This window comes from Pseudomonas izuensis (assembly GCF_009861505.1).
Taxonomy (GTDB): domain Bacteria; phylum Pseudomonadota; class Gammaproteobacteria; order Pseudomonadales; family Pseudomonadaceae; genus Aquipseudomonas; species Aquipseudomonas izuensis.
Window position 1 is genome coordinate 141,446 of the sequence record NZ_WTFT01000026.1, and the last position, 16,609, is coordinate 158,054.

At 59.6% G+C, this 16,609-nt stretch carries 14 protein-coding genes and 4 tRNA genes; 14 read left to right on the top strand and 4 right to left on the bottom strand.

Translation table 11 applies throughout. The features are described 5' to 3' along the window. Positions 1 to 85: 85 nt before the first annotated feature. Genes GPL81_RS21620 through thiO form a run of 7 tightly spaced genes read left to right on the top strand, consistent with a single transcriptional unit; the run spans position 86 to position 6,841 of the window. Positions 86 to 559 (top strand): GspH/FimT family pseudopilin, encoded by a 474-nt coding sequence (locus GPL81_RS21620; protein ID WP_160108375.1) that lies wholly within the window; start codon positions 86 to 88, stop codon positions 557 to 559. Then, positions 556 to 1,005, top strand: coding sequence for a type IV pilus modification protein PilV (gene pilV, locus GPL81_RS21625; RefSeq protein WP_160108376.1), 450 nt, complete (start codon positions 556 to 558; stop codon positions 1,003 to 1,005). The genes GPL81_RS21620 and pilV overlap by 4 nt, the downstream gene beginning before the upstream one ends. Continuing rightward, positions 1,002 to 1,712: a PilW family protein gene (locus GPL81_RS21630; protein ID WP_160108377.1), complete on the top strand. Its 711-nt coding sequence runs from the start codon at positions 1,002 to 1,004 to the stop codon at positions 1,710 to 1,712. The genes pilV and GPL81_RS21630 overlap by 4 nt, the downstream gene beginning before the upstream one ends. 11 nt (positions 1,713 to 1,723) lie before the next feature. Continuing rightward, on the top strand, positions 1,724 to 2,197 hold the full coding sequence (locus GPL81_RS21635) for a pilus assembly PilX family protein (protein WP_160108378.1): 474 nt from the start codon (positions 1,724 to 1,726) through the stop codon (positions 2,195 to 2,197). Next, entirely contained in the window at positions 2,184 to 5,267 is a 3,084-nt protein-coding gene (locus tag GPL81_RS21640; RefSeq protein ID WP_160108379.1) for a pilus assembly protein, read from the top strand. Before GPL81_RS21635 ends, GPL81_RS21640 begins: the two co-directional genes overlap by 14 nt. A 14-nt stretch (positions 5,268 to 5,281) precedes the next feature. Beyond that, a complete protein-coding gene (locus GPL81_RS21645) occupies positions 5,282 to 5,683 on the top strand; it encodes a type IV pilin protein (RefSeq protein WP_160108380.1) in 402 nt (133 codons plus the stop codon). 57 nt (positions 5,684 to 5,740) lie between these two features. Beyond that, positions 5,741 to 6,841: a glycine oxidase ThiO gene (gene thiO / locus GPL81_RS21650; protein WP_160108381.1), complete on the top strand. Its 1,101-nt coding sequence runs from the start codon at positions 5,741 to 5,743 to the stop codon at positions 6,839 to 6,841. Between the two features lie 110 nt (positions 6,842 to 6,951). Here thiO and GPL81_RS21655 read toward each other — a convergent pair whose 3' ends face one another. From GPL81_RS21655 to GPL81_RS21670, 4 genes are all read right to left on the bottom strand, one after another. After that, positions 6,952 to 8,283, bottom strand: a complete 1,332-nt coding sequence (locus tag GPL81_RS21655; RefSeq protein WP_160108382.1) for a sigma-54-dependent transcriptional regulator — start codon at positions 8,281 to 8,283, stop codon at positions 6,952 to 6,954. Between the two features lie 2 nt (positions 8,284 to 8,285). Beyond that, positions 8,286 to 9,875, bottom strand: a complete 1,590-nt coding sequence (locus tag GPL81_RS21660; RefSeq protein ID WP_160108383.1) for a sensor histidine kinase — start codon at positions 9,873 to 9,875, stop codon at positions 8,286 to 8,288. After that, positions 9,865 to 10,098 carry a PP0621 family protein gene (locus GPL81_RS21665; RefSeq protein ID WP_160108384.1) on the bottom strand — a complete coding sequence of 78 codons (234 nt, stop codon included), beginning with the start codon at positions 10,096 to 10,098 and terminating at the stop codon, positions 9,865 to 9,867. The genes GPL81_RS21660 and GPL81_RS21665 overlap by 11 nt, the downstream gene beginning before the upstream one ends. A gap of 136 nt (positions 10,099 to 10,234) precedes the next feature. Next, complete coding sequence (locus GPL81_RS21670; RefSeq protein ID WP_160108385.1) at positions 10,235 to 11,257, bottom strand: outer membrane protein assembly factor BamD; 1,023 nt, start codon at positions 11,255 to 11,257, stop codon at positions 10,235 to 10,237. 151 nt (positions 11,258 to 11,408) lie between these two features. Between GPL81_RS21670 and rluD the strand changes: the two genes are divergently transcribed. The 7 genes from rluD (at position 11,409) to GPL81_RS21705 (ending at position 16,503) form a co-directional block, all read left to right on the top strand. After that, on the top strand, positions 11,409 to 12,371 hold the full coding sequence (rluD, locus tag GPL81_RS21675; RefSeq protein WP_007990414.1) for a 23S rRNA pseudouridine(1911/1915/1917) synthase RluD: 963 nt from the start codon (positions 11,409 to 11,411) through the stop codon (positions 12,369 to 12,371). Further along, the gene (gene pgeF / locus GPL81_RS21680) at positions 12,368 to 13,093 is read left to right on the top strand and encodes a peptidoglycan editing factor PgeF (protein WP_160108386.1); all 726 of its coding nucleotides are present in this window, start codon (positions 12,368 to 12,370) and stop codon (positions 13,091 to 13,093) included. The genes rluD and pgeF overlap by 4 nt, the downstream gene beginning before the upstream one ends. Before the next feature lie 130 nt (positions 13,094 to 13,223). Then, positions 13,224 to 15,788, top strand: coding sequence for an ATP-dependent chaperone ClpB (gene clpB, locus GPL81_RS21685; RefSeq protein ID WP_121105707.1), 2,565 nt, complete (start codon positions 13,224 to 13,226; stop codon positions 15,786 to 15,788). Positions 15,789 to 16,088: 300 nt separating this feature from the next. Next, positions 16,089 to 16,164 (top strand) — tRNA-Asn (locus GPL81_RS21690). Positions 16,165 to 16,173: 9 nt separating this feature from the next. After that, a tRNA-Pro gene (locus GPL81_RS21695) sits at positions 16,174 to 16,250 on the top strand. A 5-nt stretch (positions 16,251 to 16,255) separates the two neighbouring features. Then, positions 16,256 to 16,331 (top strand) — tRNA-Lys (locus GPL81_RS21700). Positions 16,332 to 16,426: 95 nt separating this feature from the next. After that, positions 16,427 to 16,503, top strand: a tRNA-Pro gene (locus GPL81_RS21705). The last annotated feature ends 106 nt before the right edge of the window (positions 16,504 to 16,609 follow it).

Genomic DNA, 16,609 nt, shown 5'->3' on the forward strand with positions numbered 1-16,609 from the left:
GAGTGATGGCGAAACAGCCTCGCCTTGGCGGTCGAATGTTCTAGCGTGTAAGAGCAGGTATAGCCGACGGCAACGGAGGGCATCGATGGATCATCGTACAAAAGGTTTCACGCTGATCGAGTTGCTGATCGCCATAGCCGTCTTTCTGGTCCTGATCATGCTGGGTGTCCCGGCGTTTACCCGTTCGACGCAAGCCACCAGGGCCGATACCGAGATCGGTGATCTGCAACATGGCCTGAACTTCGCCCGTCTGGAGGCGATCGACCGGGGGGTGACCACGCGGGTGCGCCCCACGGCAGGCGGCAGTCTCTGGACGGGTGAATTGTCGGTGTATGACGGCACGGGCACCCCGGCCAATGTATTGCGTGTTATTCCAGCGATGAGCAACGGTGCGACGCTGACGCTAACCTCAGGAGTGACCGCCATTGATTTCAATAGTCTGGGCGGCTTGTCGTCATCGTCCACGGCGTTGGTGATCAGTTATGTGTCGGGAACGCAAAGCAGGACGCTGAATGTGTGTTTGAACGGACGAATTCTATTGGGTGGAAGTTGCGGATGAGGCAAGGGAGCAAGGGTGCAGAGGAAGGCATGACGCTGATTGAAGTCCTGGTTGCGTTGTTGATTCTGGGCGTTGGGCTGCTGGGAGCGGCGGCGATTCAACTGAATGCGCTGAAGTACACCGACAGTGCGCGCATGACCAGCCAAGCCAGTTTCATCGCCTACGACATGATGGACCGCATTCGCGCCAACGCTGCCGCCGACTACACTATTACACCGCCGACGTCGGGCAATCCGAGTGTCGCCCGGGACCAGGACCTCTACGATTTCACCAGCAATATCGTCAATTTCGGGGGCGCTACTGCAACCGGCACCATCGCCCTTTATCAGCGCGTGTACACCATCACCATCACCTGGGACGACTCCCGGGCCGCCAACAACGCCAACGCCCGCCGCAGTTTTGTGCTCACCAGCCGTGCGACGGCCGATCCGGTGGCGACGCCATGAGCCGCCTCCAAAGAGGGTTCGGCCTGATCGAGCTGCTGATCGCCCTGGCCTTGAGCCTGATCGTGGTGCTGGGCGTGGTGCAGGTTTTCATTGCCGCGAAAAACACTTACGTCAGCCAGAACAGCGCTGCCGCCATGCAGGAAGACGCGCGTTTCGTGCTGGGCAAAATGATTCAGGAAATCCGCATGGTCGGGATGTTCGGCTGCCTGGGGACGATCACCGATGGGAATACGGGCGGGAGCTTCAATGCCGCTCAGGTCACGCCGATCAGTTGGGATAACGCTAACCAGAGATTGACCCTGGTGACAGCGGATGTCGGCAGCAATGGCGGGACGCCGACCTGGACCGTGCTTTCCGATTGTCGAACTACTGCGACGGCTTACTCTGATTTGCGCACGCCCGCTTCGGGACAACTGGCGTTTCCCATCCGGCGGTTGGTTTACAGCCTGAAGAACGGCCAGCTGACAATGGGTGTCGGCATCGCGCCGATCCCGCAGGTGCTGGTGGATAACGTCAGTGCCTTCAACGTCAGCTTCGGCCTCGCCAGTTCCGCTACCGATACGGCCACCTCCAGTTACAGCAGCAACCCTTCGGACCCCGCGCGTATCCGCAGCGTGCGTCTGAGCCTGACGCTCAGCGACCCGAACAACCGGGTGAGCAATCAAACCTTCAACGTGGTTGCCGCTCTTCGCAACCGCTTGCCGTGAGGGGCAGGGCGATGAGTATTTCTTCGGCAGCATCTCAACGCGGCATGGCGCTACTGGTCAGCCTGGTGTTTTTGTTGCTGCTGACGCTGATCGGCCTTTCCTCGATGCAGAACGCCACCCTGCAAGAAAAAATGGCCGGTAGCGTGAGCATGCGTAATCAGTCGTTCCAGAGCGCAGAAGCAGCGTTGCGTGTCGGTGAAAGCGCAGTGCAACTGGACACTTACTCATTGGCCGTGTGCAACGGCACCACCCAATGCGCGCCGCCGGGCGAATCGTCGACCCTCCTCGCCGCCGGCTTCAATGCCAACTCGGGAGTGACCTGGATTGCGTCGGGCAATGGTTTTTACGGCGTGCAAAACATTGGCACCGCCGTCACCGCCGTGAACGTGCCGAGCAATACCTCGGCAACCTTGTACCGGGTGACCGCCGTGGGTATCGCGGGCAGCTCTCGCAGCGTGGTGGAGAGCATCTATGCGAAGTACTGAACGGCGCAAGGGGCTTTGGCAGTCATTGGTCGGCGCCGTTCTGGGGTTGTATCTCTCGGCCCCGGCCTATGCCTTCACGCCTTCGGACTCACCCTTGCTGAGTGCCGCAGCGGTCGCACCCAACGTGATGTTGATGATCGACGATTCCGGGAGCATGAATAACATCATCTGGGCGCCGGATTTCGATCCCACGGTCAACCGCGCGCAGATAGCCATATGCAGTTCCAATACCTCATGTATAAGCGGCCAGAATCTGGACATGAGTGATACCAATATTTCCCTGTCGAGCTTGAACAGGGGTGGTTGCTCGACCAGTGGCAACTGGTACGGGTTCTATCGGGGGTTCCTGGGGCTGACGCCCGTTTGCCTCAAGCTGCCTGACCCGGTGGGCAATGAAAACACCCGTTACACCGCCAACTATCTGGCCTATCTGCTGGGCCTGGCCAATGGTTCCAATCGGGACTTCACCACGGGGGTCAATGCAATCCCCAACGATTACCGCATCAGCGTGGCACAGGACGTTTCTACCAACCTGGTTACCAGCAATCGCACGTTGCGTATCGGCCTGGCCACGTTCAACCCGCCCGTGAACAACAATCCGGGCAATGGTGGCTTTATTGCCCGGGCGGTCAGCGATCTGTCGGTGGATGCCAACTACAACGCGCTGATTGCCTCGATCAACGGCTTGAGTGCCGTGGCCAATACGCCGCTGGCGGAAACCTATTACGAAGTGACTCGCTACATGCGCGGCATGGCGTCGTACTACAACTCGACACCCTCCACCTACACCAGTCCGATCCAGTATCGCTGCCAGAAAAACTACGGCGTGGTGATTACGGATGGTTTGCCCACCTACGACCGGACCTTCCCCACCAATGATCCGCTCGGTGGCACCCGGCTGCCGAACTGGGACGGCAACAGCGCTAACGATGGCGACGATCTCAACGGTGACGGGGAGGGTGACACGCTGTACCTGGATGACATCGCCAAGTTCGCTTTTGACATCGACATGCGCTCCACCGGGACGGACCTGGCGGGCAAAAGCTGGAACGCCACGGACTTTCCCAAGCAGAACATGAACACTTACACCGTCGGTTTTACCGCGACCAATCAGATGTTGTCGGATGCCGCCAGCTACGGTCAGGGCAAGTACTACCAGGCCACCGACAGTGCCGGGCTTAACGCCGCATTGTCCTCCGCCCTGAGCGACATCACTTCCAAGGCGGGCTCGGGCGGCAGTGGGGTCACCAGCGGGACGATTCTCAGCAGCGGCACCCGTTACTTCCAGACCAGTTACGACCCGAAGGACTGGCGTGGCACGATCAAGGCCTTTGGTTTTACCTCCAGTGGCGCGGTCAATACCAGTGCGGTGTTGTGGACCACCGATACGGCCATCGTGCCCGGTGCCACGGCGCCGACCTATCAATCGTGGAACAACCAGACCAACAGCCCAGTGACATTGGCTTTCGCCAATTTCTCCACGGCCCAGCAAACTGTCCTCAGCCAGGGCCTGCCCACCGGCATTACCGGCAGTGACTTGGTGGAGTGGAGCAAGGGCACCAACAAGACCGGCCTGAAAGTGCGCAGTGCGCTGCTGGGGGACATTATCAACTCGCCGTTGGCCCTGGCGTCCCCGACGGATAAAACCGCCTCCGACCAGTCGGGCGACACCACTTACAGTACCTACCTGGCCACCAAGGCAGCCAACATGAACACCAGCCTGGTGGTCAACGCCAACGACGGTTTTGTAAACGTCATTAATGCCGGCAACGGCACGCGGCGTTACGCTTACATGCCGTCCAGTGTGCTGCCATCGTTGCGCTATATCGCTGATACCGCGTACATCAACGGCGTCAGCCATAAATTTCTGGTGGACGGGCAGGTGGGTGTGTTCGATGCCCAACTCAGCGGTGCCTGGAAAACCCTCGCGCTCGGCGGGACTGGCGCGGGCGGACGCACCTTCTATGCTTTGCAACTGTTCGATGCCTCGGCCGGTAACGTGACCCGGGCGTTATGGGAAGTCAGCGCACCAGCCACGGCCAGTACGGCGAGTCCTTTCAATGATCTGGGTTATGCCTACGCTCGCCCGGAAGTGGCACGCTTGGCCGACGGTCGATGGGCGGCGTTCATTTCCAACGGCTATGGCAGCAATTCCGGGGTGGCCGCGTTGTATGTCGTGGACCTGCGCGACGGTTCGCTGATCAGGAAAATCGTTGTCGACAGCACTGAAACCACGAACGGATTGTCCTCGGTGGAATTGAAGGTCAACTCGCAGAACGTGGTGCAGGCGGCCTATGGTGGCGATTTGAAAGGTCGCTTGTGGAAGTTCGATCTGAGCAGTACCAGCACCGATAGCTGGGGGGTGGCGTTTGCCGGCAAGCCCTTGTTTACCGCGGCCGGAGGCGCGACCCAGCCGATTACCGCTCAGCCCTTGCTGGCGGATAACTCGCTGGGTGGCAAAGAGGTATTTTTCGGCACCGGGAAGTTCAACGAGACTGCGGACAAGACCAACAAGGATATGCAGGCGTTCTATGCGGTGTGGGACGCGGACGGCGGATCAGGACAGATCACTGCGTCCAGTTTGCAGGCCCAGGCCGTGACCGGCGTGGTCTCGGGAAGCTCCGGGCAATTCATCACCACCAGCCAGAACGAAGTGACCTATCCCGCGGAAAAGGGCTGGTATCTGCCGCTGGTGTATAACAGTGCGCTGACTGGCGAGCGGGTGATCAACCAGGCCAGCCTGGTGCTCGGGCGAATCGTGTTCACCACGGCCAGCATCGACACCACCGACCCCTGCGCGAGCTTCGGCACCGGCAAACTGGTCGAACTCGATGCGTTCAGCGGTAAGATGCTCAACTACGCAGTGCTCGACACCACCGGCGATGGGTTAATCGATAGCACCGACACAGTGTCCAGCGGCGTGGTCTTTACCGGCGGCATTCCGACCCTGAATGCCATCGTCAATGGCGCAGCCCGCAAAATCGTGAACGATTCCAGTGGCAGTATCACCACGCTGGTGGAAAAATCCGGCGGCGGCAGCCGTCGCATCATGTGGCGACAAATACAGTAAGCGAGAGTTGAGGCATGCACAGATCCAACCGCGGTTTTACCCTGATCGAAATCATGATCGTGATTGCGATCATCGGGATTGTCATGACCATCGCTGCCCCGAGCTTCACCGAGTATCTGAAGAAGGGCCGCCGTACTGAAGTGGCCGGTCTGCTTTCCGAACAGGCGCAAATCCTTGAGCGATTCTATTCCCAGAAAAACGTCTACACCGGTGCCGCCGGCCTCAGTGCGGGCAATGACTACTACACCCTCACGTCGACCCTGACCGACCAGACCTTCCTGCTGACAGCGGTGCGTAAGGCTGGCACCAGTATGGCCGCTGACAAGTGCGGTGATTTCACGATCACCAATACCGGTGTCCGCAGCATGGTCAATGCCACCGCCGGCCTGACCACCAAGGATTGCTGGGGTCGCTGAGTTTTATTTTTCGGGCGTCTTTTGCGCCCTCTGTCTATTTATCGGTTGGATCAGAATATGACCAGGCAACAGCAAGTGGTGATTGTCGGCGGCGGGGTAATCGGTCTGCTGACGGCCTTCAATCTCGCGTCCGAAGTGCAGAGCGTTGTGCTGCTGGACCGTTCGAATGTCGGTCAGGAGTCGTCCTGGGCGGGGGGTGGCATCGTATCGCCGCTTTATCCATGGCGTTACAACCCGGCGGTCACCGCGCTGGCCCATTGGTCCCAGGATTTTTATCCACAACTGGGTGAGCGCTTGTTCGCCGCCACCGGGGTCGATCCCGAGGTGCACACCACCGGCCTGTATTGGCTGGATCTGGACGATGAAGCCGAGGCGCTGGCCTGGGCCGCACGGGAGCAGCGTCCGCTGCGGGCTGTGGATATCTCGGCGGCGCACGATGCGGTGCCGGTGTTGGGCGGCGGTTTTTCCCGTGCCATCTACATGGCCGACGTAGCCAACGTGCGCAATCCGCGGCTGGTGAAGTCCCTCAAGGCGGCGTTGCTGGCACTGCCGAACGTGACCATTCATGAGCAGTGTGAAGTCAGCGGGTTTATTCGCGAAGACGAAAAAGTTGTCGGTGTGCAGACTTCCACGGGCGCGATCCGCGGCGACCAAGTGGTCCTGACCGCGGGTGCCTGGAGCGGGGATCTGCTCAAGACCCTGGGCCTTGAGCTGCCGGTCGAACCCGTAAAAGGGCAGATGATTCTCTACAAGTGCGCAGCGGATTTTCTGCCGAGCATGGTGTTGGCCAAGGGGCGTTACGCGATTCCACGGCGCGACGGGCACATCCTGATTGGCAGTACGCTGGAGCATGAAGGCTACGACAAGACGCCAACCGAATCGGCACTGGAAAGCCTCAAGGCCTCGGCGGTGGAGTTGATTCCGGCGTTGGCGAGTGCCGAGGTGGTGGGTCATTGGGCCGGCTTGAGGCCAGGCTCGCCGGAAGGCATTCCCTACATTGGCCGGGTGCCGGGGTTTGATGGGTTGTGGCTCAACTGTGGGCATTTCCGCAATGGGTTGGTACTGGCGCCGGCGTCGTGCCAGTTGTTTGCCGATGTGATGCTGGGGCGTGAACCGATTATTGATCCGGCGCCGTATGCGCCGACCGGGCGGATTTGATTCAAGGTTTGTGGCGTCTGTCAGATTGCCATCGCGAGCAAGCTTTGCTCCCACAGGATTAGTGTCGTGATGCAAACCCTGTGGGAGCAAAGCTTGCTCGCGATGGGGCCTTAATCCAGCCCCAATTTCTTGAGTCTGTAGCGCATCGACCGAAACGACAAATTCAACCGCTGAGCCGCCGCCGTGCGGTTCCAGCGGGTTTCCTCCAACGCCTGCAGAATCAACTGGCGTTCGACGTTCTCCAGGTAAGCCTCCAGATTGTCGATCTGCGTCAGGTCCGGCACACCCCCTTCGGCGGCACAGTTACCTTCGGCCAGGCGCAGGTCGCTGGCTTCGATCTGTTTGTTCTCGCATAACGTGTGCGCCCGTTCGAGCATGTTCTCCAGTTCCCGCACATTGCCCGGGAAGCGGTAGCTTTTCAGCGCATCGAGGGCTTGCGGGTGGAGCTTTGCCAGCGGTTGCCCGGTGTTGGCGGCAAGACGCTTGAGCATATGGCTGGCCAGCGGCTCGATGTCATCGCGGCGTTCACGCAAGGGCGGAACCCGCAGCTCGATGACATTCAACCGGTAGTACAAGTCCTGGCGAAAGCGCTCGGCGCTGATTTCGGCAGCGAGGTCTTTGTGGGTGGCGCAAAGAATGCGCACATCGACCACCACTTCCTGTTGCCCGCCGACGCTGCGCACGGCCTTTTCCTGGATGGCTCGAAGCAGTTTGACCTGCATCGGCAACGGCAGGTCCGCCACTTCATCGAGGAACAGGGTGCCGCCATGGGCCGCCTGGAACAGTCCGGGTTTGTCTTCGATGGCGCCGCTGAAGCTGCCTTTGCGATGGCCGAAGAATTCGCTTTCCATCAGTTCCGAGGGAATGGCGCCGCAATTGACCGGAATAAAGGGGTGGTTGGCGCGCGGCCCGCGGTCATGGATCAGGCGTGCGACCAGCTCCTTGCCGCTGCCTGACTCGCCGCTGATGTAGACCGGGGCCTGGCTGCGCGCCAGTTTATCGATTTGTTTGCGCAGGTTGCGCATGGGCAATGAATCGCCCAGCAGGCGGCGATCGATGGCAGCGTCGGGGGAAGGCAGCAGCAGGGCGCTGGTGACCAGCTCGCGCAGGCGGGGGAGGTCAACCGGTTTGGTCAGGAAGTCGAAGGCGCCGGCCTTGAGGGCGTTGATCGCTGTATCGACATTGCCATAGGCCGTGATCATGGCCACCGGAATTTGCGGATAGCGTTGCTGGATATGCTGTACCAGTTCAAGGCCCGTGCCGTCCGGCAGGCGCATGTCGGTCAGGCACAGATCGAACGTCTCGCGCTTCAGCAGGGCCAGGGCCTCGCCAGCGTTGCGGGCGCTCCAGGTATCGAGCTTCATCCGTCCCAGGGTGATTTCCAGGAGTTCGCGGATGTCCGGTTCGTCGTCGACGATCAGGACTTTAGGCCGTGGGCTCATGTTCAACCTTGTTTCCGTCCGTGAGCAAAGGTGATGCGAAAGCAGCCGCCGCCTTGGCGTGGTTTGAAGTCTAGGCGGGCCTGATTGCTTTCGCACAGCTCACGGGACAGATAGAGCCCCAGGCCAGTGCCCTGGTGACTGGTGGTGAAGAACGGCTCGAACAGTTGCGCTTGATGATCGGGGAGCACACCGGCGCCGTCGTCGAGGATTTCCAGGATTGGCAACTGACTATCGGGAGCGATAAACAACTCAAGCCAGACCTGCGCCCGATCGTGGCTCTGGGCGCTGTGGCGCCAGGCATTGCGTATCAGATTGTCGAGAATCTGGTTCAACTGGTTCGGGTCCATAAGGGTCTTGAAGTCGCCGGGAGCGATGTGCAGGTGAATCTGCTGGCGCTCGTTCGCGCCCTCGCGGATTTCGGTGACGAACTGTTGCAGCCACGGCTTCAGGTCCAGCCTTTGTGGCACGGTTTGCTGGCGGCGAGACAGTTGCAGGACGTTTTCGATTACCCGGTTCATTCGCTGAGAGTGGTCTTGAATGATCTGCGTCAGACGTTGATCCGCGCTGTTCAGTTCCTCGGATTCGCGCAATAGCTGTGCGGCATGACTGATGGCGCCCAACGGGTTGCGGATTTCATGGGCGATACCGGCGGTCAGGCGCCCGAGGGCGGCAAGTTTCAGCTGTTGGGCCTGCTGGGCGATCTGTGCGAGGTCTTCAAGAAAGACCAGGGTCTGGTGCTGCGCACTGGAGTCCAGCGCAATGAAGCTCGGCTGCAGCTCCATGCCGCTGTTGGCGACTTTCAGGCTTTGCGGGCGCAGCGTTGGATTGCTGAGCCACAGGTGCAGGCGTTCCACCAGGGCGGGGACATGGTCGTCGATCAGACAGCCTTCGAGGCGGCCGCAACCGAGCAGTGACAGGGCGCTGTGGTTGGCCAGTTGCACGCGTCGTTGCTCGTCGAGTACCAGGATACCGGTGCGCATGCGTTGCAGGATCAGCGCATTGAGCGCCTCCAGGCCGACGACTTCACTGGCCTTTTGCTTCGCCAGGGTTTCGCTGACTTCCAGGCGTCGGATCAGGCCTTGCACCAGCAGTGCCGCGGTAAAACACAGGGCGCCGAGGGTGCCCACCTGCAAATAATCATTGGGGCTGGAGGGATGGCTGAAGTTCAACAGGAAGCTCGTACCGACGATGCCGAGTGCGCCGACGGCGGCAATCAGCAGGCCAATACGCCTTCGCAACAACGTATTGCTAATGGCCACCGAGACGATCAACAGGTTGCCTATGGCGCTGGCCACGCCGCCGCCGGCGTAGAGCAGGCCGCACAGCAGCAGGACGTCGAGAAGCGCCAGGCTGAACAGTTGCGCCGGGTGGCGCGTGTTCTCGAAGAAGACCACCAGAAGAATATTCAGCACCAGGTACAACCAGCTGCCACTGCGCAGCAGATCGTCATTGGCTGACGTCAGCAACCGGTTGTCCATGTCGCTGGAAATCAGCAGCACCAGGATGATGCCGACGCTTAATCGGTAGAGGTGATAAAGGCGCAGCAGTCGCTGGGCCTGTTTGCCGCCGTGACTGGACGTCTCAGCGATCACTGGAGCCGGGGCCTTGCTCCAGATGAGCCTGGCTGCAATACCACTGCTGTTGAAGCCTCAGTGCGCGATCCCGGGGCAGGTGCACGCCACAATGGGCACAGCGGACCATCGGTGCCGCTTCCAGCTCGGCGGTCGACCTGGGCACGGCAGTCTGCCCTTTGTACTTGCGCCAGAACCATACGGCGGCGGCAATCACGGCGATCCAGAAAAGTAAACGAAGCATGATGAGCTGCTTTTTGACTGATGAACCAGCAGTTTAGCCGGGGACATGTCAGGCGCACAGCGCAATTGCGCTCTGCAAAAATCGCGCAATAAAAAAGGGAGACTCGAGGGTCTCCCTTTCTGTACCGCCGGTCGTGTCAGTCGAACACGCCGAAGGTCATGTAGCTGAACCACGAGCGGTCTTCGTTATTGCCCTGGGCTTCATGATCTTCTTCCTTGATCACGTCGCCATTTCCGTCTTTAGGCTTGAGTTCGCTCGGAATCGCGTCCTTGGCATCCTGGAACTGCTTCTGCACGTCCTGGTTGGCGCGGGTTTCTCCCGGCGGCAGCGGCGGACGGGATTCGATCAGGCCCAGGGTGGCCTTGCTCAGCCACGAACGGTTGTCGGCTTCTGCGACCGACGGTACGAACTGACCGTCCACCAGGCTCGGGTGGTTCGGGTAGTTGAGCTTCAGGGTTTCAAGGCTGGTGGCGGCCAGCTCGTCCAGGTGCAGACGCTGGTAGGCCTCGGTCATCACCGCCAGGCCGTCACCGACCGCAGGGGTTTCCTGGAAGTTTTCCACCACGTAGCGGCCACGGTTTGCGGCGGCGACGTAGGCCTGACGGGTCAGGTAGTAGTTGGCAACGTGAATCTCGTAGGCCGCCAGCAGGTTGCGCAGGTAGATCATGCGCTGCTTGGCATCCGGTGCGTAACGGCTGTTGGGGTAGCGGCTGGTCAGTTGGGCGAACTCATTGTAGGAGTCGCGAGCGGCGCCCGGGTCACGCTTGGTCATGTCCAGCGGCAGGAAACGCGACAGCAGGCCGACGTCCTGGTCGAAAGAAGTCAGGCCCTTGAGGTAGTAGGCGTAATCGACGTTCGGATGCTGTGGGTGCAGGCGAATGAAACGCTCGGCAGCCGCTTTTGCAGCCTCTGGCTCGGTGTTCTTGTAGTTGGCGTAGATGAGTTCGAGTTGAGCCTGATCGGCATAACGACCGAACGGATAACGCGATTCCAGAGCCTTCAGCTTGGCGGTGGCGCTGGTGTAGCTGTTATTGTCCAGGTCAGCTTGAGCCTGTTGGTACAACTCGACTTCGCTCAGGTTTTCGTCTACGACTTCCTTCGATGAGCAAGCAGCGGTCAATGCGAGGATGGCGATCAGCAGCAGGTGTTTCACTTGCATGGCGGCTTGCGTCCCTATGACGGCCGCTGTCTTGGGCGCGGCCGTCCTGTTATGATGAGCGCCCCGTTGAATAGCCTCGGGGCAAAAGACGCCGTATTTAACCACAAGCGCGCAGCCGAAACCAAAGGCTGTGCCGACGCCTAGTCTGAGCATGTCCGATAAAATTGAACTTCGCGCAGAGGTGCCGTCCGAATTGGGCGGCCAACGCCTCGATCAAGTCGCCGCACAATTATTCGCTGAGCACTCGCGCTCGCGCCTTTCCGCCTGGATCAAAGACGGCCGCCTGACTGTGGATGGGGCGGTTATCCGTCCGCGAGACATCGTTCACGGCGGCGCCATTCTTGAACTTACTGCCGAGCAGGAAGCTCAGGGCGAGTGGGTCGCTCAAGACATTGCCCTGGACATCGTCTATGAAGACGACGACATCCTGGTGATCAACAAGCCTGCGGGCCTGGTGGTGCACCCCGCCGCCGGTCATGCTGATGGCACCTTGCTCAACGCTTTGCTGCACCACGTGCCGGACATCATCAATGTGCCCCGCGCCGGTATCGTGCATCGCCTGGACAAGGACACCACCGGTCTGATGGTGGTGGCCAAGACCATTCAGGCGCAGACGCAGCTTGTAACGCAGTTGCAGAGCCGCAGTGTCAGCCGCATCTATGAATGCATCGTAATTGGTGTAGTGACGGCCGGCGGCAAGATCAACGCGCCGATCGGTCGACACGGCCAGCAGCGCCAGCGCATGGCTGTGATGGAGGGTGGCAAGCAAGCCGTCAGCCATTACCGCGTGCTCGAGCGTTTCCGCTCCCACACTCACGTGCGGGTGAAGCTGGAGACCGGTCGTACGCACCAGATTCGCGTGCACATGGCGCACATCAACTACCCGTTGGTCGGAGATCCTGCCTATGGCGGTCGTTTCCGAATCCCGCCGGCGGCCAACCCGACCATGGTCGAGTCGTTGAAAAACTTCCCGCGTCAGGCACTGCATGCGCGGTTCCTGGAGCTGGATCATCCGACCACCGGTAAACGCATGAGCTGGGAGTCGCCGTTGCCGGAAGACTTCGTCTGGTTGCTGACCCTGCTCAAGCAAGACCGTGAGGCGTTCATCGGATGAGTGACTGGCTGATACCTGACTGGCCCGCGCCGGCCGGTGTCAAAGCCTGTGTCACCACCCGTGCGGGCGGCGTCAGTCTGGCGCCGTTCGACAGCCTCAATCTCGGCGATCACGTCGACGACAGCCCCGAGGCTGTCGCCGAAAACCGTCGTCGTCTTACCGATCATTTCTCCATTCAACCGGCCTGGCTGCAGCAGGTCCATGGCATTGCCGTGGCCCATGCCGATCCTGGCCAGGTGGTCACTGCCGATGCCAGCTGGACGGCAACACCGGGGATCGCCTGTGCGGCAATGACCGCCGATTGCCTGCCAGCGCTGTTTTGTGACCGTGCCGGCACTCGCGTTGCGGCGGCTCATGCCGGTTGGCGCGGGTTGGCGGCGGGTGTGCTGGAAGCAACGCTCGACAGTCTGGCTGTACCACCCGCCGATGTATTGGTCTGGCTTGGTCCGGCCATTGGCCCGCAAGCCTTTGAAGTCGGCCCCGAAGTGCGCGAAACCTTCGTCGAGCAATTGCCTGAGGCTGCCGAAGCCTTTGTGCCGAGTCAAAACGAAGGCAAGTTCATGGCTGACATCTATAAGCTGGCACGCTTGCGCCTGGCGGCTCGCGGTGTAACGGCAGTCTACGGTGGCGGTTTTTGCACCGTGACCGATCCTCGTTTCTTCTCCTATCGCCGCAGTCCTCGCACTGGTCGGTTTGCCTCCCTTATCTGGCTCGAACGCTAGACTCCTCTGACCTGCGTCAACGTCAAGACGCTTGAATCTCCCAGAATCGACCACATCTAACGTGGTATCTGGCAGGTTTCTTCATTCAGGATGTTTTATAGGTCCGGCCTGCTCAAAAGGAAGGTGACCCATGCGTATAGACCGTTTAACCAGCAAGTTGCAGTTAGCCTTGTCCGACGCCCAATCCCTGGCCGTCGGTCTTGATCATCCGGCCATCGAGCCGGCGCATTTGATGCAAGCCCTGCTCGAACAACAGGGCGGTTCGATCAAACCCCTGTTGATGCAGGTGGGCTTCGACGTCAACAGCCTGCGTAAAGAGCTGACCAAAGAGCTCGATCAGCTGCCGAAAATCCAGAACCCGACCGGCGACGTCAACATGTCGCAGGATCTGGCGCGCCTGCTCAATCAGGCTGATCGCCTGGCCCAGCAGAAGGGCGACCAATTCATTTCCAGCGAGCTGGTGTTGCTGGCCGCGATGGACGAGAACAGCAAGATCGGCAAGCTGTTGCTCGGCCAAGGCGTCAGCAAGAAAGCCCTGGAAAACGCGATCAACAACCTGCGCGGTGGCGAGGCGGTCAACGACCCGAACCACGAAGAGGCGCGCCAGGCCCTGGATAAATACACCGTCGACCTGACCAAGCGCGCCGAAGACGGCAAGCTCGATCCGGTGATCGGCCGTGACGACGAAATTCGCCGGACCATCCAGGTCCTGCAACGCCGTACCAAGAACAACCCGGTGTTGATCGGTGAGCCTGGTGTCGGTAAAACCGCCATCGCCGAAGGTCTGGCCCAGCGCATCATCAACGGCGAAGTGCCGGACGGCCTCAAGGGCAAGCGCCTGCTGTCCCTGGACATGGGGGCGTTGATTGCCGGTGCCAAATATCGCGGTGAGTTCGAAGAGCGGCTCAAGGCTCTGCTCAACGAACTGTCGAAGCAGGAAGGGCAGATCATTCTGTTTATCGACGAACTGCACACCATGGTCGGCGCCGGCAAGGGCGAAGGCTCAATGGACGCGGGCAACATGCTCAAACCGGCATTGGCACGCGGCGAGCTGCATTGCGTCGGGGCGACCACGCTCAACGAGTACCGCCAATATATAGAGAAGGATGCGGCCCTCGAGCGGCGCTTCCAGAAAGTGTTGGTGGACGAGCCCAGCGAAGAAGACACCATCGCGATCCTGCGTGGCCTGAAAGAGCGCTACGAGGTTCACCACAAGGTGGCGATTACTGATGGTGCGATCATTGCGGCGGCCAAGCTCAGCCATCGCTACATCACCGACCGTCAGTTGCCGGACAAGGCCATCGACCTGATCGACGAGGCCGCCAGCCGCATCCGCATGGAGATCGACTCCAAGCCCGAAGTGCTGGATCGTCTGGAGCGCCGCTTGATTCAGCTGAAGGTTGAGTCCCAGGCGCTGAAGAAAGAAAGCGACGACGCGGCGAAAAAGCGTCTGGAAAAGCTGCAGGAAGAAATCGCTCGTCATGAGCGTGAGTATTCGGATCTCGAGGAAATCTGGAACTCGGAGAAAGCCGAAGTTCAGGGTTCGGCACAGATTCAGCAGAAAATCGAACAGTCCCGCCAGGAACTGGAAGCCGCGCGCCGCAAAGGCGACCTGAACCGCATGGCCGAGTTGCAGTACGGGGTGATCCCGGACCTGGAGCGCAGCCTGCAAATGGTCGACCAGCATGGCAAAAGTGAAAACCAGTTGCTGCGCAGCAAGGTGACTGAAGAAGAGATCGCCGAAGTCGTTTCGAAGTGGACCGGTATTCCGGTGTCGAAAATGCTCGAAGGCGAGCGCGAAAAACTGATGAAGATGGAAAGCCTGTTGCACCAGCGTGTGATCGGTCAGGACGAAGCGGTAGTAGCGGTTTCCAACGCGGTGCGGCGTTCCCGCGCCGGGCTGGCAGACCCGAATCGTCCGAGCGGTTCGTTCATGTTCCTCGGCCCGACCGGTGTCGGTAAAACCGAGCTGTGCAAGGCGCTGGCCGAGTTCCTCTTTGATACCGAAGAGGCGATGGTGCGCATCGACATGTCCGAGTTCATGGAAAAACATTCCGTGGCTCGCTTGATTGGCGCGCCACCGGGCTATGTAGGCTATGAAGAGGGCGGTTACCTGACCGAGGCGGTGCGTCGCAAGCCTTATTCGGTGATCCTGCTGGACGAGGTCGAGAAGGCGCACCCGGATGTATTCAACATCTTGCTGCAAGTGCTGGAAGACGGTCGACTGACTGACAGCCATGGCCGCACGGTGGATTTCAAGAATACCGTGATTGTCATGACCTCCAACCTGGGGTCGGTGCAGATCCAGGAGCTGGTCGGTGATCGTGAGGCCCAGCGTGCGGCGGTAATGGATGCCATTTCCAGCCACTTCCGGCCGGAGTTCATCAACCGGGTCGACGAAGTGGTGATTTTCGAGCCGTTGGCGCGGGATCAGATCGCCGGCATTACCGAGATCCAGTTGAGTCGTCTGCGCAGTCGCCTCACCGAGCGGGAACTGAAGCTGGAGTTGAGCCCTGAGGCCATGGATAAGCTGATCGCGGTCGGGTACGACCCGGTGTATGGCGCACGGCCGCTCAAGCGAGCGATCCAGCGCTGGATCGAAAACCCGCTGGCACAGCTGATTCTCTCCGGCCGATTCATGCCGGGAGACACGGCGAAAGGCACGGTGGAAAACGACGAAATCGTTTTCAACTGAGCCCAAACGGCAACACAAAAAAGGAGGCCTCGCATTGCGAGGCCTTTTTTTCGCGAGGCTGTTGAATTTAAAGGAAAAGGCTTGTAAAGTGCGCCCCGCAGTAAGTCACCCGCCAGGGTTTCCGCTCCCCAAGCAGGAATCCAAAATAAGTTGCAAATCATTAACTTGAAAGCAATTTAGGGGGTTGACAGAGGTTCTGAAGATTGTAGAATAGCGCGCCTCAGACACACGAACGCAGCGATGCGAACGAGTAGAAGAGAACGCAGTAAAGCTTCAAAGTTGTAAATTGAAATGTGTAGTTCCGTGATAGCTCAGTCGGTAGAGCAAATGACTGTTAATCATTGGGTCCCAGGTTCGAGTCCTGGTCACGGAGCCAATTTCAAACCGGGGTATAGCGCAGTCCGGTAGCGCGCCTGCTTTGGGAGCAGGATGTCAGGAGTTCGAATCCCCTTACCCCGACCATTTTTGGGTCGTTAGCTCAGTTGGTAGAGCAGTTGGCTTTTAACCAATTGGTCGTAGGTTCGAATCCCACACGACCCACCATTTTTGAAACCAGTTAACGCTGGAATCGAATCTTAAGATCAGACGCCAAAAGCTCTGTTCGCAGAAGGCGCCTTTCAAAGGTGCCTTTTTTTTACCGGGGTATAGCGCAGTCCGGTAGCGCGCCTGCTTTGGGAGCAGGATGTCAGGAGTTCGAATCCCCTTACCCCGACCATATTAAAAATCCTCGTATCGAAAGATACGGGGATTTTTTTTGTCCAAAAAATCTCATGCGCACCGCAAAAACAACTGTAGGAGCGAGCCTGCTCGCGATAGCGGTC